Below are 18,669 nucleotides of genomic sequence, written 5' to 3'. Positions count from 1 at the left end.
GGCGCCTGCGGGGCTGGCGCGGCAAGATCACAACTAAGGAGACAACCCATGGTTTTTGGGCGTGGCAGGAAAGCCAAGAAGCACGAGGCGGCAGAGCCTGAGGACGTCCAGGCGGACATCGCGGCCGATTCAGCTGACGACGCCGCCGACGGCCGCAGCGCCACCGGCCCCTTCGATGTCTCCGAGATCAGCAGCCGCGACGGCTACGTGGATCTCGGCGCCCTCCTCATTGCACCGCGTGAGGGTCTCCAGCTGAGGCTTGAGGTCGAAGAGGCAACGCAGCGGGTCGTGGCAGTGACCATGGACCTGGACGGCTCGAGCCTGCAGCTGCAGGCCTTCGCTGCGCCGCGCTCGGAAGGCCTCTGGGAGGAAATCCGCGAACAGATCGGCCAGTCCGTGGGCAGCCAGGGCGGCCAGGTGGAGGAAGTCACCGGTGACTTCGGCACGGAGCTGGTGGCCAAGCTGCCGGCCGGAGCTGCCGACGGCAGCCAGGGCTACCGCGTTGCCCGGTTCATCGGCATCGACGGTCCCCGCTGGTTCCTCCGCGGGGTATTCGGCGGCGAAGCAGCGATTGACCGCGGTGCGGCAGCCGGCCTGGAGGATCTGTTCCGTAAAATCGTTGTGATCCGCGGCGACAACCCCATGCCTCCCCGTGACCTCTTGCAGCTGCGGCTCCCCAAGGATGCCACGGGCTCGGTGCCGCCCGGAGCGCCGGAGTTCGAGCAGCCCGAACGCGGTCCGGAGATCACCCAGATTGGTTGATACCAGCCAACCCCCGGGCGCGGCAGTACACATCAGCGGACTGCCGGAGCGGGGGCGCGTCCTTTGCGAGGGCTTCATTGAATCCGTGACGTACGCGCCGGCAACGCAGGTGGCGGCGTTCACCGCGATTGTCACGGACCACGACCGTCCGGGCCGGACCCGGCCCGCCGAACCCGCCCCCGCGGAATCGTCCCAGGCCCCTGCCGGTGCCGGCAGGAACCGTCCTTCGTCCGGGCGACGGAACCGCCTGCGGGTGATCTGGCTGGGGCGCCGCCGCATTCCGGGCATCGATGCCGGAACGGAGTTGCGGCTCGAAGGCATGCTGACGGTACGGGACGGACTGCCCACCATCTTCAACCCCCGCTACGAAATACTGTCCCACCAGGAGAACCAATGACTTTGCCCGAGAACCCGGACCGGGGTACTGGACGGCCGGAGCCGGACTCGGCGCCGGAAGCTCCCGGTTTTGCCGGGCTGGCCGAAGGGTATGCGTCCAAAGCCGGCCTGCACCGTACCGATGACGGGCGCATCGACGTGCTCAAGAGCGCCGGCGGCTACCAGGGCATCGCGGAGAGCATCCTGCCCGGGCTGGTCTTCCTCATTACTTTCACCGCGACCGGTGCGTTGACGCCGTCGCTCATCGCGGCCCTCGGCGCAGCAGCCGTGTTTACCGTGGTCCGGCTCGTGCAGCGCCGCCCCCTGACCCAGGCCCTGGCAGGGATCGTGGGCGTCGCCATCTCCGCGTGGTTCGCCAACAGCACCGGCAAGGCGGAGGACTTCTACCTGCCCGGATTCCTCACCAACGCGGCCTACATCGTCGCGATGGTGATCTCCATTGCCGTCAGGTGGCCCATTGCCGGGCTGCTGTTCGGCTTTATCCGGAACGAGGGGCTGGACTGGCGCCGGCACCCTGCCAGGGTCCGCGCCTACCGGCTCGGCACGTGGATCATCGTCGGCGTACTTGCCCTGCGCCTGCTGGTGCAGGTGCCGCTGTATCTGATGGGCCCCGACGGCCTGGCGGCGCTGGCAACCACGAGGCTCATCATGGGTGCGCCGCTGTACATCCTGGGCGTATGGCTGGCCTGGCTGGTCACCCGGCCCGCGGGCGTTGCCGCGGTTCAGCCGTCGAAGCCGTCAGCCTCCGGCGACTGATCCAGCCGGGTCTGCACGGCGGCCGGCAACTGCGCCCCGGCTTCCCCTGCTGACTCTTCACCGGCGCCGGATCCTACGCTGGAACCGGGTGACAGGAGTTCTCGCAGCTGGTCCTCCGCGGCGATGGTGGTGACGAAGAACAGTTCGTCGCCCCCGTCGATCACGTCGTCCCGGCTGGGGGTAATCGGGGCCTGGTCCCGCAGGATGGCCACGAGCGTCGAGTCCTCCGGCCAGTCGATGTCGCCCACGGTCAGCCCGATCGCGTGCGAGTCATGGGGCACCGTGAACTCCACGAGCGACGACACTCCGGTCTGCAGCGTGAGCAGCCGCACGAGGTCTCCGATCTCCACCGCTTCCTCCACGAGGGCCGTCATGAGCTGCGGCGTGTTGACGGCGACGTCGACGCCCCAGGAATCATTGAACATCCAGTCGTTCTTCGGGTTGTTGACGCGCCCCACGGTGCGCCCGACGCCGAACTCGGTCTTGGCCAGCAGTGACACGACGAGGTTCACCTTGTCATCACCCGTGGCCGACACCACCACATCCGCGTCGTCGAGCTTCGCGTCCTGCAGGGTGCTGAGCTCGCACGCGTCACCGACCAGCCAGTGCGCCCCGCGCAGCCCGCTCCGGCCAATGACTTCCGGTTTGAGATCGATGAGCAGGATCTCGTGCTTGTGGGAAAGCAGCTCACGGGCGATCGAGGAGCCCACGCTTCCGGCTCCGACGATGACGACTTTCACTTAAGACTCCTTGGCGGGTGCTTTGGCCAGAACATGGGCCACTTCGGCGCTGCGGTCCACACGCAGCATGGCGTGGACGGTATCGCCTTCCTGGTACGAGGTGCCGGGGGAAGGAAGGACGCCTTCGCCGAACCGGGTCAGGTACGCGACGCGGACATCGGCGGCCTTCTCGATCGAGGACACGGTATGGCCGATCCAGGCGGGATCCAGTTCGAGTTCGGCCAGCACCAGGCGGCCGGACGGCTCGCGGAAGTCACCGGCGAGGTGCTGTTCCGGCAGGATCCGCCTGAGGACCTGGTCGGCGCTCCAGCGCACTGCCGCGACTGTGGGGATGCCCAGGCGCTGGTAGATCTCGGCACGGCCCGGATCGTAGATCCTGGCGACGACGTGCGGTACATGGAAGGTTTCGCGGGCCACCCGCGTGGCGAGGATGTTGGAATTGTCGCCGCTGGACACCGCGGCGAAGGCGTACGCGTCGGCGACACCGGCCTGCTTGAGCGTGTCACGGTCAAAGCCGACGCCCGTCACTTTCCGGCCGGTGAAGCCGGAACGGAGCCGGCGGAATGCGCGGTCATCCTGGTCGATGATGGCCACGGAATGGCCTGCATCCTCCAGCGTGTGCGCCAGGGTTGCCCCTACGCGTCCACAACCCATGATCACGAAGTGCGCCACACTGTCTCCTCAACTTCTCGCCGACTGCTCCGTAAGACTCTACCGCCGGAATCCTGCCATGACATCGCGTCCGAATCAGACTAACTTTGTGTGGTGCTGACAATTTTGAATGCCGTGAAGCGGGTGCTGGTGGGGCGGCCCTTCCGGAACGACCGGCTGGCCCACACGCTGTTGCCGAAGCGGATCGCGCTGCCCATTTTCGCCTCGGACGCTTTGTCGTCCGTGGCATACGCTCCGGACGAGATCCTGCTCACGCTGGCCTTGGCAGGCGTCAGCGCCGTGGCGTTCTCGCCGCTCGTCGGCCTAGCCGTCATGGTGGTCCTGCTGACGGTCGTGGCCTCCTACCGGCAGAACGTCCACGCCTACCCCTCCGGTGGCGGTGACTACGAGATCGCGAACGTGAACCTGGGGAAGTTCGCCGGCCTGACCGTGGCTTCCGCGCTGCTCGTGGACTACGTGCTCACCGTGGCCGTGTCGATGTCGTCGGCGGCCGCGTACCTCACCACCGCCGTTCCGTCGCTCCACGGCCAGCAGGCCATCATCGCCACCATCGGCGTGGTGATCCTGGCGCTCGTCAACCTGCGCGGCATCAAGGAGGCCGGCAGCGTGTTTGCCGTGCCCACCTACATCTTCATGGCGTCGATCCTGGGCATGACCGCCGTCGGCGTGTTCCAGGCGGTAACAGGCCAGCTTGGCGAGGCGCCGTCGGCCGCGTTCACCATTGTCCCGGACCCGGGTTTCGATCAGGGCCTCGTCGGACTGGCCGGGGCGTTCCTGCTGCTCCGCGCATTTTCCTCCGGAGCCGCCGCCCTGACCGGGGTGGAAGCCATCAGCAACGGTGTCCCCAACTTCCAAAAGCCGAAGAGCAAAAACGCGGCCACCACGCTGCTGTTGCTAGGTGTCATCGGTTCGGCCATGCTGGCCGGCATCATCTACCTTGCCAACGCCACGAAGGTTCACATCGTCCTGGACCCGGCCAAAGAGTTCCTGCTGAACGGCAAGCCGCTGCCGGAGGACTACATCCAGAACCCGGCCATCAGCCAGATTGCGCAGACAATTTTCGGGGCCGGCTCCATCCCCTTCTACATCGTGGTCGCCGCCACCGGCGTCATCCTCGTGTTTGCCTCCAACACGGCCTTCAACGGCTTCCCGGTCCTGGGATCCATCCTCGCCCAGGACGGCTACCTTCCCCGCCAGCTGCGCACCCGCGGCGACAGGCTGGCGTTCAGCAACGGCGTCCTCGCCCTGGCCGCCGGTGCGCTCGTGCTCATCCTCGCCTTCAACGCCGACGTCACCAAGCTCATTCAGCTGTACATCGTGGGCGTCTTCATTTCGTTCACCATGAGCCAGATCGGCATGGTCCGGCACTGGGGCCGGGAGCTGAAGCTGGCCAAGGACAAGGCGCTGCGCCGCCGCATGATCAAGTCCCGCACCATCAACATGATCGGCTTCGGCATGACGGCGCTGGTGCTGGTGATCGTGCTCATCACCAAGTTCGAGCAGGGCGCCTGGATCGCCCTGCTGGCGATGTTCGTGCTGTTCCTGATCATGTGGAGCATCCGCGCCCACTACGACAACGTGGCCAAGGAACTGGCCGTGGACGAGGACTCCTCGCCCCGCGCGCTCCCGACCCGCGTCCATGCCGTGCTGCTCGTGTCCCACGTCCGGAAGCCCGTCCTCCGGGCCCTCGCCTACGCCCGCGCCTCCCGCCCTTCCCGGCTGGATGCGATCACCGTGGACATCAACGCCGAGGAAACGGCGCATACGCTGGCCGACTGGGACAAGCTCGAAATCCCGGTGCCGCTGACGGTGCTCGCGAGCCCCTACCGCGAGACCATCACCCCGATCATGGATTACATCAAGAGCATGCGCCGGGACTCTCCCCGCGACCTCATCGTGGTGTACATCCCGGAATACGTGGTGGGCAAGTGGTGGGAGCAACTGGTCCACAACCAGACGGCGCTGCGGATCAAGACCCGGCTCCACTTTGAGCCCGGGGTCATGGTCGCCAGCGTTCCGTGGCAACTCAAATCATCCGAAGAAGCAAAGAAACTGCAGGACATCCAATGAGCGTGCCGGACACCCAGACCACCCATTCAATCGGCGCCGAACTGGTCGTGGACATCGGCCCCGTGGCCCACGGCGGCCACTGCGTGGCACGCCACGAAGGCCGGGTGGTGTTCGTCCGTCACGGCATCCCCGGGGAACGCGCCCGGATCCGGCTCACCGACGCGGGAGAGTCCGCCAAATTCTGGCGCGCCGACGTCGTGGACGTCCTCGAACCGTCGCCCGACCGTGTCCCGCACTTCTGGCGTGTGGCCGACTCCTCCAGTTCCTGGGCCCACGGGCACCCGCCGGTGGGCGGTGCCGAACTGGGCCACGTCTCCCTGTCCCGCCAGCGCAGCCTGAAGGGTGAGGTACTGACCGAACAGCTCAAGCGGCTGGCCGGCGTCGAACTGTCCACCGATGTTGAGCCGGTGGGCGCGGCCAGCGCCGCAGACGCGGCAACCAACGACGGCGGTGACGGCCTCGCGTGGCGCACGCGGGCGAGTTTTGCGGTGACCGCCGCCGGAAAGCTGGGAATGCACGCCCACCGCTCGGACCACATCATTCCGGTGCGGGAGATGCCACTCGCCGTTGACGGCGTCAACGCCCTGCGCCTGTGGGAGATCGACCTGCAGGGCATCGAGCGCGTGGAGGTGGCGGTGCCGGCCAACGGCTCGCGGGCGCTGGTGCTCCTGGCACCGGCGCCCGGGACCCGCGCCAAACGGCTCAGCACCATCCTCGCCCAGCTTCCCGCGGACGTTTCCGTGGCGAGCTACGATCCCCTCAAGGACGAGACGCTGCAGCTGCGCGGCCGCACGTGGGTGCAGGAGTCCGCCGCCGGGCACGACTACAGGGTCACGGGTGCCGGCTTCTGGCAGATCCACCGCGACGCCCCGGAGACGCTGGTGGGCGCCGTGACGGGCTTCCTGCACGACGGCGGGTTCCTGGAGCCGGGCGCGGCGGTAGCCGATCTCTACGCCGGGGCCGGGCTGTTCACGGCACCGCTCGCGGACGCCGTCGGCGAGACAGGTTCGGTGCTGTCGGTGGAAGGCGCGCCCGGAACGAGCCGGGACGCGCGGAAAAACCTGCACGGTGCACCGCAGGTCGAAATCGTGCAGGGCCGCGTGGAGCGCGTGCTGCGCGAGCGGCCGCGCAGCTTTGACGCCCTCCTGCTGGATCCGCCGCGCGCCGGAGCAGGCAAGGCAGTGGTCAACCAGTTGGTGGCCTCAAGCCCCCGTGCCATCGCCTACGTGTCCTGCGACCCGGCATCGTTTGCCCGCGACATCGGGTACTTCCAGCAGGGCGGCTGGTCCCTGTCGGCGCTTCGGGCCTTCGACCTGTACCCGCACACCCACCACCTGGAGACGGTGGCACTGCTGACTCCCCGCGGCTGATACCACTACTATGGGCCTAGTAGTCCCACGTCGCGCTCCGTAATCACGGTTGACCCATGCAATTTGTCAGGGCCTGCACTAATTAGGTTCCCCTAACTAGCAAGCGGTCTACCGCGCGACAAAGATGAAACTGTTGCGAGAGGAGTCCTGCGATGAGCATTGTGGACAGCTTCGGTTCAAAAGGCAAACTTAATGTAGCCGGTACCGAATACGAAATTTTCCGGTTGAACTCCGTTGAAGGTGCAGAAAACCTTCCGTTCAGCCTCAAGGTATTGCTTGAAAACCTGTTGAGGACCGAGGACGGCGCGAACATCACGGCCGATCACGTCCGAGCACTGGCCGGTTGGGATCCCAATGCCGAGCCCGACACTGAAATCCAGTTCACGCCGGCGCGCGTGATCATGCAGGACTTCACTGGCGTGCCCTGCGTTGTTGACCTGGCCACCATGCGTGAAGCGGTCAAGGAGCTGGGCGGCGATCCGAAGAGGGTGAACCCGCTGGCACCTGCCGAGATGGTGATTGACCACTCGGTGCAGATCGACGCATTCGGTAACTCCGGCGCACTGGAGCGCAACATGGAGATCGAATACCAGCGCAATGGTGAGCGCTACCAGTTCCTGCGCTGGGGCCAGACCGCGTTTGATGACTTCAAGGTCGTCCCGCCGGGAACCGGCATCGTGCACCAGGTGAACATCGAATACCTGGCCCGCACCGTCATGACCCGCGAAATTGACGGCGTCGTCCGGGCCTACCCGGACACCTGCGTCGGCACCGACTCGCACACCACCATGGTCAACGGCCTGGGCGTGCTCGGCTGGGGCGTCGGCGGCATCGAAGCCGAGGCCGCAATGCTGGGCCAGCCCGTGTCCATGCTGATCCCGCGCGTCGTGGGCTTCAAGCTGACCGGGTCCATCCCGGCCGGCGCCACGGCCACCGACGTCGTGCTGACCATCACCGAACAGCTGCGCAAGCACGGTGTTGTGGGCAAGTTCGTGGAGTTCTACGGCGAGGGTGTGGCGGCAGTGCCGCTGGCCAACCGCGCCACCATCGGCAACATGAGCCCGGAGTTCGGCTCCACGGCCGCCATGTTCCCGATCGACGACGTCACCATCGAGTACCTGCGCCTCACCGGCCGCTCCGAGGAGAACGTCGCCCTCGTCGAGGCCTACGCGAAGGAACAGGGCCTCTGGCACGATCCTTCGCACGAGATCAAGTTCTCCGAGTACCTCGAGCTGGACCTGTCCACGGTTGTTCCCTCCATCTCCGGCCCGAAGCGTCCCCAGGACCGCATCGTGCTCACGGATGCCAAGGAGCAGTTCCGCAAGGACATCCACAACTACGTGAGCATCGAAGACGGCAGCGTCGACGAGTCCCTGGAAGAGTCCTTCCCGGCCTCGGATCCGCCCTCCTTCACGCACGCCGATTCCCACACCACGGAAACGGCACGCGTTGAGTCCGCAGCCAACGGCGCCGCAGGGCGCCCGTCCAACCCGGTGCACGTTGTCACCGAAGACGGCCGCGAGTTCGAGCTGGACCACGGCGCGGTATCCATCGCGTCGATCACGTCCTGCACCAACACGTCCAACCCGTCCGTGATGCTCGCCGCAGCCCTGCTGGCGCGCAACGCCGTGGACAAGGGACTGGCCTCCAAGCCGTGGGTCAAGACCTCGGTTGCTCCCGGCTCCAAGGTCGTCACCGACTACTACGAGAAGTCCGGCCTCACCCCGTACCTGGAGAAGCTCGGCTTCTACATCGTGGGCTACGGCTGCGCCACCTGCATCGGAAACTCCGGACCGCTGGACGCCGAAATCTCCGAGGCCATCCAGGCCAACGACCTTTCCGTCACCGCCGTTCTGTCCGGTAACCGCAACTTCGAAGGCCGGATCAACCCGGACGTAAAGATGAACTACCTGGCCTCCCCGCCGCTGGTCATCGCCTACGCCCTGGCCGGTTCCATGGACTTCGACTTCGACACCGACGCCCTGGGCCAGGACGAGGCCGGCAACGATGTCTTCCTGAAGGACATCTGGCCGAACCCGGTCGAGGTCCAGCAGGTCATCGATTCCTCGATCGACAAGGAAATGTTCGCCCGCGGCTACGAGGGCGTCTTCGACGGCGACGACCGCTGGAAGGCCCTCGACACCCCGGCCGGCGACACCTTCGCCTGGGACGAGAAGTCCACGTATGTCCGGAAACCCCCTTACTTCGAAGGCATGAAGGCACAGCCGGAGCCAGTCACGGACATTTCCGGCGCCCGGGTGCTGCTGAAGCTCGGCGATTCCGTCACCACGGACCACATCTCCCCGGCCGGCTCGTTCAAGTCGGACACCCCGGCCGGCCAGTACCTGCTGGCCAACGGCGTGGAGCGCAAGGACTTCAACTCCTACGGCTCGCGCCGTGGCAACCACGAGGTCATGATCCGCGGCACGTTCGCCAACATCCGGATCAAGAACCAGCTGCTTGACGGCGTGGAGGGCGGCTTCACCCGCGACTTCACCCAGGCGGACGGCCCGCAGGCTTACGTCTACGACGCCGCCCAGAACTACCAGGCAGCCGGCACCCCGCTGGTGGTCCTGGCAGGCAAGGAGTACGGTTCCGGCTCGTCCCGCGACTGGGCCGCCAAGGGCACCGCGCTGCTGGGCGTCAAGGCTGTCATCGCCGAAAGCTACGAGCGCATCCACCGCTCGAACCTGATCGGCATGGGTGTCCTTCCGCTGCAGTTCCCGGCCGGCGAGTCCGCTGCCACCCTGGGGCTGACGGGCACGGAAACCTTCGCTGTTGAGGGCGTCACCGCCCTGAACGAAGGCACCACGCCGAAGACCCTCAAGGTCACGGCCACCGCCGAAGACGGCACCGCCAAGTCGTTCGATGCCGTGCTCCGCATCGATACCCCGGGCGAAGCCGACTACTACCGCAACGGCGGCATCCTGCAGTACGTTCTGCGCCAGATCTCCGCGAACTAGGCGGAGTCGCCGGCCAATACCGGTAACGCACGCGAAGGCCCCGGCCGGTCACAGACCAGCCGGGGCTTTCGCGTTCCGGCGCGGCGGCAACGGCAGAGGCGTTAGAGTTAAAAGGCACGTCTACCATCGAAGGAGGGGCCGTTGGGAATCTTGGAGACCATCCGGAACCCGCAGGACCTGAGCAAATTGTCCGCAGCGCAGCTCGAACAGCTGGCTACCGACATCCGGAAATTCCTGATCAGCAACGTCTCACAGACCGGTGGACACCTCGGACCCAATCTCGGCGTCGTGGAACTCACCATGGCCGTGCACCGCATCTTTGACTCGCCCCGGGACAGCATCGTGTTTGACACCGGGCACCAGTCCTACGTGCACAAACTCCTGACCGGCCGGCAGGACTTCGGCACCCTGCGCCAGCAGGGCGGCATGTCCGGCTATCCGGCGCGCGGCGAATCCGAACACGACATCGTGGAGAGCTCGCACGCGTCCTCCTCGCTGTCCTGGGCGGACGGCATTTCACGGGCCCGTCAGCTGACCGGCGACGGCGACCGTTACGTCATTGCGGTGGTGGGCGACGGCGCCCTGACCGGCGGCATGGCCTGGGAGGCCATCAACAACATCGCCGCGGACAAGAAGCGCCGCGTGGTGATCGTCGTCAACGACAACGGCCGCTCGTATGCGCCCACGGTGGGCGGCTTCGCCGACTACCTGGCCTCGCTGCGCCCCACCATCGACTCCTTCCGCACGGCCCCGGCCTACGAGGGCACCCTGGACTGGTGGAAGCAGAAGCTCCAGAACGGCGGCCCGCTCGGCCAGCTGACCTACCGCAGCCTGCACGCCATGAAAAAGGGCATCAAGGACTGGTGGGCACCCCAGGGCATGTTCGAGGACCTGGGCATGAAGTACATCGGGCCCGTGGACGGGCACAACCTCCACGCCATGGAGCACGCCCTCGCGCAGGCCAAGCAGTACGCCGGGCCGGTGATCGTCCATGCCATCACGGAGAAGGGCCACGGCTACGCCCCGGCCCGCGCCCACGAGGCGGACCAGTTCCACGCCGTCGGCGTCATCGATCCCGAGACCGGCGAGCCCACCGAAGGCTCGGGCGCCCAGTCCTGGACCTCCGTCTTTGCCAATGAAATTGCCGATATCGCGGACGAACGCCCGGACATCGTCGGCATCACCGGCGCCATGCTAATCCCCGTAGGGCTGCACAAGTTCGCCGCGCGCCACCCTGAGCGGGTCATCGACGTCGGAATCGCCGAACAGCATGCCCTCACGTCCGCGGCCGGCATGGCCTTCGGCGGACTCCACCCGGTGGTGGCCATCTACGCCACGTTCCTCAACCGGGCGTTCGACCAGCTGCTCATGGATGTGGCCCTGCACAAGGCGGGCGTGACGATCGTCCTGGACCGGGCCGGCGTGACCGGCCCGGACGGCGCCAGCCACCACGGCATGTGGGACATGGCCATGGTCCAGATCGTTCCCGGACTCCACCTCGCCGCACCCCGCGATGCCTCCCGCCTCCGCGAGGAGCTCCGGGAAGCGGTCGCCATCAAGGACGCCCCCAGCGTGGTCAGGTTCTCCAAGGGCAGTGTCGGCGCGGAAGTCGAAGCCATAGAACGGCTGGGCGACGGCGTCGATGTGCTGGCCCGCCGCCCCGCCGGATCCAGCGAAAACGATGTCCTGATCGTGAGCGTCGGCGCCATGTCCGAACTCGCCCTGGATGTCTCCAACCGGCTCGGCGCACAGGGGATCAGCTCCACGGTGGTGGATCCCCGGTGGGTCCTTCCCGTGCGCCGGTCCATCGTGGCCCTCGCATCCCACCACCGCCTCGTCATCTGCATCGAAGACGGCGTGCGCGCCGGCGGAGTCGGATCGCGGATCCGCCAGGAGATGCGCGCCGCCGGCGTGGACACAGCCCTGAACGAGGTCGGACTCCCGGTCGACTTCCTTGACCACGGCACCCGCGGCCAGGTCCTGGAACGGGTGGGACTCACCGCCAAGAAGATCACGCACGACGTCGTGGCGCAGGTTCTCGGGACGAAGGTGCCTTTTGCCCGTCCCCTGCCGGGCCAGGAACGCCCCAGCACCGGCAGCCTGCCAATCCTGTGAGGATTCCGCACGGACTGAAGCAGGGCGACCTGGTGGTGGCCCGCAACCGCAAGTGGGACGGCCGGGCACACTGGGTGGTTCCCGGCCGGTACCTCGGCGAGGACGCGCACGGCTGGTGGATTTTCCAGGGCACCAACGAATTCTGCGCCCGTCCCGGCGCTGCCTTCTACACGGCGTCAGACGCGGTGCTCCTGGTTCCCCGGACCGGTGAATTCGTGGTCACGTTCTATGACGACGCCTATCCCGGTGATTTCCGCGTCTACGTCGACCTCGCCACAGCCCATGAATGGAAGAACGTCAGGCCCGGCGTGGCGGAATTCCACGTGATTGACATGGACCTTGACGTGATCCGCTCGGCGGATCGCGGCGTATTCGTCGATGACGAGGACGAATTCGCAGAGCACAGGATTGAGATGGCTTACCCCGTGCAGCTTGTTGACCGGATCAGGTCGGCATCCGACGAGCTCTACCAGGCCGTAAAGGCACAACAGCCACCGTTCGACGGCACAGACCGTGAATGGTTTAGGAAAGGACGGGCATGAGCGGAATTATCCGGGTCTACAAGCGCGATGAAGAAGGGGCCCTCCAGTTTAGGGAAGCCTGGTTCGACGAGGACTACAGCCAGTTCATCATGAACCACGGGGTAGTGGGGCACCAGAGCAAGACCGAGGAGACGGACGTACCGGATGCCGAGGCCGCCGAGAGGCTGATGGACGCCTTCGCGGTGCAGTGTGCCGAGGACGGCTACGCCGAGATTCCGGAGGAGGAGCAGTTCTGGGTGGTCGCGCAGTACGCGCTGAAGACCAAGGAAGGCACCAGCCGGGACCGCTACCTTGAGGAAAAGGCCAAGGACGCCCTGATCAGCCACCTGGCGTGGCGCGGCCTGGGTGTCGTGGACCGCTCGGAATTCAGCGACTCCAAGCTCAATATCTTCTGCCTGTGCCCGGATGTGAACAAGGCCGTGGCCGCCATCAAGGTCTGCATCCGCGGCGAGGACCTGGATTTCACCAAGCTGAGCATCGGCGCGGCTCCGTTCAGCGACCCGACGGCGTTGAAGCTTAAGCACTCACCCAAGCAGGCCGCCAGCTTCAGCCTCTAAGAGTAGTTCCACGCACAAGGAAGGCAGGACGTCATGACACCGAAGTCAGTCCAACCAGGCCGGACACCGCTTCCGCGGGGCATCGCCTCGCCTGCGCGCCGGCTTCTCGCCCACTCCGGGGTGGAGACGCTTGAGCAGGTGGCGCAGCTGGGGCAGCGCCAGGTTGCGGCACTCCCGGGCATGTGCGCCAAGACCCTGGCGCAGCTTCAGGACGCCCTCGACGAGCACGGACTGGAATTCCAATCCGCCTGAGCTGCGCGGGCTGACGGGGCTGTGCGGGCGCCAGGGCGGCCGCAAGCTTACGCCGGCCAACGGGCGGCCGTCCGTGCCGTTATAGGGTGTTTCCATGACTGAATATCGCCGTCTTGGAAAATCCGGATTGACTGTCTCCGTGGTCGGGCTCGGCTGCAACAACCTGGGCCGGGCCAATACGGTGACGGAATCGCAGGAGGGGACAGACGCCGTCGTTCATGCCGCCCTTGACGCCGGCGTGACGCTGTTCGACGTCGCCGATACCTACGGCCGCGAGCCGGGACTCAGCGAGACCATGCTCGGCAAGGCGCTCGGCAGCAGGCGCGAGGAAGCCATCGTGGCCACCAAGTTCGGCATGGACATGCAGGGTGGCAACGGCAAGGACTTCGGGGCCCGCGGCTCGCGGCGCTACATCATCCGCGCCGCGGAGGCCTCCCTGCGCCGGCTCGGTACAGACTGGATCGACCTCTACCAGTTCCACACCCCGGACCCGCTGACCCCCATCGACGAGACCCTCGACGCCCTCGACGAGCTGGTGACGAGCGGCAAGGTGCGGTACATCGGCCACTCGAACCGGGCCGGCTGGCAGATCGCCGAGGCCGAATTCGTGGCCCGTGCCCGCGGCGGCTCGCGCTTCATCTCGTCACAGAACCACTACAACCTGCTGGACCGGCGTGCCGAACTGGAGGTCACCCCCGCGGCCGAGGCCTACGGGATCGGCCTCCTGCCGTACTTCCCGCTGGCCAATGGGCTCCTGACCGGAAAGTACGCGCCGGACCAGGCCCCCGCCGGCTCGCGGCTCAGCCACACCCGCACCAGCCTGGTACGGGATGCGGACTGGCAGCAGCTGGAGCAGTTCAGTGCGTTCGCGGCTGCCCGGGACCTCACCGAAGTGCAGGTGGCTTTCTCCTGGCTGGCCGCCCAGCCGTCCGTCGGCAGCGTCATAGCCGGCGCCACGCGGCCCGAGCAGGTCCGCCAGAATGCGGAGGCCGTGGCCTGGGTGCCGGACGCGGCCGAATTGGACGAACTGGATGCCATCTTCCCGCAGACACCCAAGGTGGCCCTGTTCTGATGCAGTCCGTCCTGATGGACGTCGACACCGGGATTGACGACGCCCTTGCACTGGTCTACTTGCTCTCCCGGCCCGAGATCGCCATCCGGGCCATCACGTGCACGGCCGGCAACGTGGGTGCCAGGCAGGTGGCCCTGAACAACCTGGCACTTCTGGAACTCTGCGGCCGCACCGGCGTGGAAGTGGCACTCGGCGCCGAGGTGCCGCTGGACATCCCCCTGGTGACCACCGAGGAGACCCACGGCCCGCAGGGGATCGGCTACGCGGAGCTGCCGAAGCCGGCACAGGAGATATCACCGCGGCACGCCGTGGACGTGTGGGTGGAGACGGTCCGGGAACACCCGGGAGAAATCACCGGGCTGATCACCGGCCCGCTGACCAACTTCGCGCTGGCCCTGCGCCGTGAGCCTGAGCTTCCCAGGTTGCTGAAGGGCCTGGTCATCATGGGCGGGTGCTTCAACTACCAGGGCAACACCACGCCCACGGCGGAATGGAACGTGTCCGTGGACCCGCATGCGGCGCAGGAGGTCTTCGCGGCCTACAGCGGCCTCCCGGAGGACGGCCTGCCGGTGGTGTGCGCCCTGGAAACCACCGAGCGGATCGAGATGCGCCCGGAGCACCTGCAGCGCCTGGCCGAGGCCGCAGGCGCGGACGAACCGGAGCTCGTGCTGCCGGAGCAGCCCGAGGGGCAGCGCAGCGTGTCCGGGAATCCGCTCGTGGCCTGCCTGTCCGACGCCATCCGCTTCTACATGGAATTCCACCGGCTGTACGACCAGGGATTCGTTGCGCACATGCACGACGCCTTCGCTGCCGCCGTCGCAATCGGCCGCACGCCGTACGGGACGCGGCCCGCCACCGTCCACGTGGAAACCGGGTCGCCCCGGCTCATCGGCACCACGGTGGCCGACTTCCGCGGCATCTGGAAAGAACCGGCCAACGCGCGGATCGTCATCTCCAACGATCCCGGGCAGTGCTTCGATGAGCTGATCTCGTCCGTGGGCGCGCTGGCACGCACGCTGCCGGTCCGCAGCAGCCAGGATTCCCCGTAGCAGGCACCTCCGGCAGTCGGTAGGATGGTAGCCGCGCCAAGGTGACATAGGCGCCCCACTTTTGCGTACGCGGAGCATCCCGCCACGGGTGCGGACCCCGCCGTCATCAGCCTAAGGAACCACCATGTCACAGCCGTCCCTCACCCTCCCCACCCCCGGCCAGCAGGCGGGCCGGAACCGCCGGCTGTTGGAAATCCTTGGTGCCGCCGCGATCGCAGCCACGTTCATCTACCTGGTGCTCACCCAGCCGGCCGACATCGCCGGCGGGCTCGGCAGCGTCTCCGCCCTCGTCGCGCTCGGCGGGTTCCTGCTCGGCGCGGTCCTGCTGATCGTGGGCGTGCTTCCCACCCTCCCCACCTCCACGGTGGTGCTGATGCCCGTCGCGCTGGTCCTGAACATCGTGCTCGGGCAGCTCATGGGCAGCAGCGGCCTGCCCTTCTACCTCGATGCCATCGGCACCGTGCTGATCGCCGTCCTTGCGGGCCCCGCGGCGGGTGCCGCCACCGGCGCGCTGAGCAGCATCGTGTGGTCCTTCATCAACCCCACCGTCCTGCCCTTCGCGGCAGGCGCGGCGCTCATCGGCTTCCTCGCGGGCACCGCTGCCCGCTACGGGCTGTTCCGGCGCTTCTACCTCGCCCCTGTTGCCGGATTCGTCACCGGGATTGTCGCCGGCGTCGTCTCGGCTCCCATCGCTGCCTTCGTGTTCGGTGGAACCTCCGGAGCCGGGACCGGCGCGATCGTCAGTGCGTTCCGGGCGATGGGTGACACGCTGCTGGCCGCCATCACCAAGCAGGCCCTGATCTCGGACCCCATGGACAAGGCCATCGTCTTCGCCATCGCGGCGTTGCTGGTCTACGCACTGCCTCGCCGCACCACGTTCCAGTTCCCGTTCGTCCGCCGCCACAACGTCCTCGCAGGCAAGGAGCCGGCCAAGCCGAACGCCTGACCGTGGCGTCCCGCCTCAACCCGCTCACCACCCTGACGGCGGCCGCGGCCGTCCTGGTGATCACGACGGCGGCGTCCAGCTGGGCGGTTTCCCTCACCTTCGCGGCAAGTGCGGTGCTGCTGGCCGCCGTCACCGGCACCGCGCGCCGCGTCCTCCTCGCCGCCGGGGTCATCCTGGCGCCGTTCTGGCTGTCGCTGCTGGTGATGCACGGACTGTTCTTCCCCGAGGGCCGCACCGTGCTCGCTAGTTGGGGACCTGCGCGGATCACCACGGAAGGACTGGGATTCGCTGTGGACATGGGGCTGCGCACCGCTGCATTCGTCGTGGTCCTGCTGCTGTTTTCGTTCAGTGTCCGGGTGCCGGAACTGGTCTCCTCCCTGGCCGCACTCCGCCTTCCGCCGCAGTTCGGCTACGTGCTGGCGTCCACGCTGATGCTCGCCCCCATCATTGCCGCGCGGCTCGAGAAGGTCCGCCAGGCGCAGGAATCGCGGGGCCTGGTGGTGGAGAAGGGCCTCGGAAGCCGCCTCGGGGCGGCGCGGCTGCAGATGGTTCCGCTGGTGCTGGGGCTCGTCCACGACGCCGGCATCCGGGCCCAGGCTCTCGATGCGCGGGGGTTTCGGCGCCCCGGCCCCCGGACCTCCTACACGCAGGTCCATGATTCGCCGGCCCAGCGGGGCTTCCGTATTCTCGCTGCCCTGCTGGCCGCGGCTGCAGTGGCAGTGCGCATTGCAGCATCCCTGTCTGGGGGCGGCCAGGCATGAACGGGCACGGACCAGCCGCGGTCACCCTCCGGGCGGTCATAGAATCCTTCACGTTCCACGGCGACTCCCGTCCCGCTCTGCAGGGAGTGGACATGGTGGCGGCCCCGGGCTCGCTGACGGCGGTGCTGGGCGGTTCCGGCAGCGGAAAATCCACCCTGGGGAGGCTGCTCGGGGGCTGGCTGGCCGGCGGCCGTGACGGGACGCTGAAGGGGCGGCTGCAGCTGGAACCCGGGGGAGATCAGGAGGCCTGGCGGCCGCTGGTCTTTTCCGGAGCGGACAGTGACCCGCAGCTCGATCCCGCCGCCTGGGCCGAGCATGTGGGATACGTGCCGCAGGACCCGGCCGCCATGCTGTCTGCGGTCCGGGCCACCGTGGAAGAGGAACTTGCCTTCGGACTGGAAAACCGCGGGACCGAGCGCGCCGAGATGGTCCGGATCGTCGCCGAGGCAACCCGCCGGACCGGCCTCGCCGGCCTCCTCAAGCGCGACCCCGCGACGCTGTCCGGGGGAGAACTGCGGCGCCTGGCCGTGGGCTGCGCCATTGTGGCTGACCCCGCCGTCCTGATCCTCGATGAGCCGCTGGCGTCCCTGGACGCGGACGGAACCCGGACCGTCACGGAGCTGGTGACCGCGGAACTGGCCCGGGGGACCGCTGTCGTGGTCCTGAGCCAGAGCGCGGACCCGCTGACGCGCTCGGCCGAACACTGGCTCGTGCTGGAGGACGGGATCGCGACGGCGGCCGGACCGCCGGACCGGCTCCTTGCCGGCGAGGAGCCGGCCAGATCCGGAGTAGTCGTTAGCGAGCGGTCAGGACAGTACCCGGATCAGGGGCCGGGCTTGGTTCAGGCGCAGCTGTCAGCCCCGTCCCGGCCCGGGACGCGCCCGGCACCCGCCGATGTGCCGGCGGTGGAACTGGACGGCGTATCGTTCGGGTTCGGCGCGAAAAACTCCGGCCGGCCGCTCCTGCTCGAGAACGTGGACCTGGCCGTGTGGCCCGGGGAAATCGTGGCCGTGACGGGGCCGAACGGTGCGGGGAAGTCGACGCTGCTGCGGATGCTCAACGGGCAGCTCAGGCCGCTCCACGGGGAGGTCCGCATTGGCGGCGAGGGCATTGCCGGGGTCCCGACGGGCATCGTCGCCCAGCGGCTCGGGCTGCTGTTCCAGCACCCCCACGACCAGCTGTTCGAACGGACCGTCCTCCGCGAGGTGATGTTCGGCCTGGACCGCATGTTCGGTGACGAGGCCGCCGCCCGCGCCGGTGACGCGTTGGCGTCGGCGGGACTGGGCGCTGCCGGCAGCGCCCATCCGCACGAGCTATCCGGCTCGGGCCAGCGGATGCTGGCACTGGCCACCGTCCTGGCGCGCGAGCCTGACGTGCTGGCCCTGGACGAACCTACGGTCGCACTGGACGCCCGGCGACTGTCCGGCGCCATGGCAGCGGCGGCCGGCCGCGGCGCCGCCGTCGTCCTTGTGACGCATGACATCGCCTTCGCCCGGGCACACTCGCACCGGCTGGTGGAGCTGCGGAACGGTGTCCTCGCAGGCCCGTAGCTGCGCGTCCTCGTGTGCCGAGAAGCCTGCCAATGTTCACCGTGTCCCAAGGGGAATCGGATAGGGTGCTGTTGGCGTCCGGTCGGGTTATTCGTG

17 protein-coding genes are annotated in these 18,669 nt (G+C 67.5%); 15 read left to right on the top strand and 2 right to left on the bottom strand.

What is annotated here, in order from left to right; genetic code table 11:
* The first annotated feature begins 48 nt into the window (after positions 1-48).
* Genes B1A87_RS10135 through B1A87_RS10125 form a run of 3 tightly spaced genes read left to right on the top strand, consistent with a single transcriptional unit; the run spans position 49 to position 1,914 of the window.
* A complete protein-coding gene (locus tag B1A87_RS10135; RefSeq protein ID WP_078026824.1) occupies positions 49-762 on the top strand; it encodes a DUF3710 domain-containing protein in 714 nt (237 codons plus the stop codon).
* Positions 755-1,159 (top strand): hypothetical protein, encoded by a 405-nt coding sequence (locus B1A87_RS10130; RefSeq protein ID WP_078026823.1) that lies wholly within the window; start codon positions 755-757, stop codon positions 1,157-1,159. Before B1A87_RS10135 ends, B1A87_RS10130 begins: the two co-directional genes overlap by 8 nt.
* Positions 1,156-1,914: a DUF3159 domain-containing protein gene (locus tag B1A87_RS10125; RefSeq protein WP_078026822.1), complete on the top strand. Its 759-nt coding sequence runs from the start codon at positions 1,156-1,158 to the stop codon at positions 1,912-1,914. The genes B1A87_RS10130 and B1A87_RS10125 overlap by 4 nt, the downstream gene beginning before the upstream one ends.
* Here B1A87_RS10125 and B1A87_RS10120 read toward each other — a convergent pair.
* On the bottom strand, positions 1,881-2,654 hold the full coding sequence (locus B1A87_RS10120; RefSeq protein WP_078026821.1) for a TrkA family potassium uptake protein: 774 nt from the start codon (positions 2,652-2,654) through the stop codon (positions 1,881-1,883). The two genes, B1A87_RS10125 and B1A87_RS10120, sit on opposite strands and share 34 nt — an antisense overlap.
* Positions 2,655-3,326, bottom strand: a complete 672-nt coding sequence (locus tag B1A87_RS10115) for a TrkA family potassium uptake protein (RefSeq protein ID WP_078026820.1) — start codon at positions 3,324-3,326, stop codon at positions 2,655-2,657. It lies immediately after the preceding gene.
* A 93-nt stretch (positions 3,327-3,419) separates the two neighbouring features.
* Here B1A87_RS10115 and B1A87_RS10110 point away from each other — a divergent pair, with 93 nt between their 5' ends.
* The 12 genes from B1A87_RS10110 to B1A87_RS10055 all read left to right on the top strand — a co-directional run bounded on the left by B1A87_RS10110 (position 3,420) and on the right by B1A87_RS10055 (position 18,573).
* Positions 3,420-5,396: an APC family permease gene (locus B1A87_RS10110; RefSeq protein ID WP_185982397.1), complete on the top strand. Its 1,977-nt coding sequence runs from the start codon at positions 3,420-3,422 to the stop codon at positions 5,394-5,396.
* Positions 5,393-6,766 carry a class I SAM-dependent RNA methyltransferase gene (locus B1A87_RS10105; RefSeq protein ID WP_078026818.1) on the top strand — a complete coding sequence of 458 codons (1,374 nt, stop codon included), beginning with the start codon at positions 5,393-5,395 and terminating at the stop codon, positions 6,764-6,766. Before B1A87_RS10110 ends, B1A87_RS10105 begins: the two co-directional genes overlap by 4 nt.
* Positions 6,767-6,918: 152 nt before the next feature.
* Positions 6,919-9,729: an aconitate hydratase AcnA gene (gene acnA / locus B1A87_RS10100; protein WP_078026817.1), complete on the top strand. Its 2,811-nt coding sequence runs from the start codon at positions 6,919-6,921 to the stop codon at positions 9,727-9,729.
* 141 nt (positions 9,730-9,870) lie between these two features.
* Positions 9,871-11,844 (top strand): 1-deoxy-D-xylulose-5-phosphate synthase, encoded by a 1,974-nt coding sequence (gene dxs / locus B1A87_RS10095; RefSeq protein ID WP_078026816.1) that lies wholly within the window; start codon positions 9,871-9,873, stop codon positions 11,842-11,844.
* Entirely contained in the window at positions 11,841-12,386 is a 546-nt protein-coding gene (locus B1A87_RS10090; RefSeq protein WP_078026815.1) for a DUF402 domain-containing protein, read from the top strand. The genes dxs and B1A87_RS10090 overlap by 4 nt, the downstream gene beginning before the upstream one ends.
* A complete protein-coding gene (locus tag B1A87_RS10085) occupies positions 12,383-12,943 on the top strand; it encodes a hypothetical protein (RefSeq protein ID WP_078026814.1) in 561 nt (186 codons plus the stop codon). Before B1A87_RS10090 ends, B1A87_RS10085 begins: the two co-directional genes overlap by 4 nt.
* Before the next feature lie 33 nt (positions 12,944-12,976).
* On the top strand, positions 12,977-13,195 hold the full coding sequence (locus tag B1A87_RS10080; protein WP_078026813.1) for a hypothetical protein: 219 nt from the start codon (positions 12,977-12,979) through the stop codon (positions 13,193-13,195).
* A 94-nt stretch (positions 13,196-13,289) separates the two neighbouring features.
* The gene (locus B1A87_RS10075) at positions 13,290-14,267 is read left to right on the top strand and encodes an aldo/keto reductase (protein ID WP_078026812.1); all 978 of its coding nucleotides are present in this window, start codon (positions 13,290-13,292) and stop codon (positions 14,265-14,267) included.
* The gene (locus tag B1A87_RS10070) at positions 14,267-15,316 is read left to right on the top strand and encodes a nucleoside hydrolase (protein ID WP_078026811.1); all 1,050 of its coding nucleotides are present in this window, start codon (positions 14,267-14,269) and stop codon (positions 15,314-15,316) included. Before B1A87_RS10075 ends, B1A87_RS10070 begins: the two co-directional genes overlap by 1 nt.
* Before the next feature lie 124 nt (positions 15,317-15,440).
* Positions 15,441-16,262: a glycosyl transferase family 9 gene (locus tag B1A87_RS10065; protein WP_078026810.1), complete on the top strand. Its 822-nt coding sequence runs from the start codon at positions 15,441-15,443 to the stop codon at positions 16,260-16,262.
* A gap of 2 nt (positions 16,263-16,264) precedes the next feature.
* On the top strand, positions 16,265-17,023 hold the full coding sequence (locus B1A87_RS10060; RefSeq protein WP_078026809.1) for an energy-coupling factor transporter transmembrane protein EcfT: 759 nt from the start codon (positions 16,265-16,267) through the stop codon (positions 17,021-17,023).
* Positions 17,020-18,573, top strand: coding sequence for an ABC transporter ATP-binding protein (locus tag B1A87_RS10055; protein ID WP_144275776.1), 1,554 nt, complete (start codon positions 17,020-17,022; stop codon positions 18,571-18,573). The genes B1A87_RS10060 and B1A87_RS10055 overlap by 4 nt, the downstream gene beginning before the upstream one ends.
* The last annotated feature ends 96 nt before the right edge of the window (positions 18,574-18,669 follow it).

It is taken from the genome of Arthrobacter sp. KBS0703 (genome assembly GCF_002008315.2).
Lineage (GTDB): Bacteria > Actinomycetota > Actinomycetes > Actinomycetales > Micrococcaceae > Arthrobacter.
The sequence above is the reverse complement of the archived record's forward strand: the minus strand, read 5'-3'. Positions and strand labels throughout refer to the sequence as shown.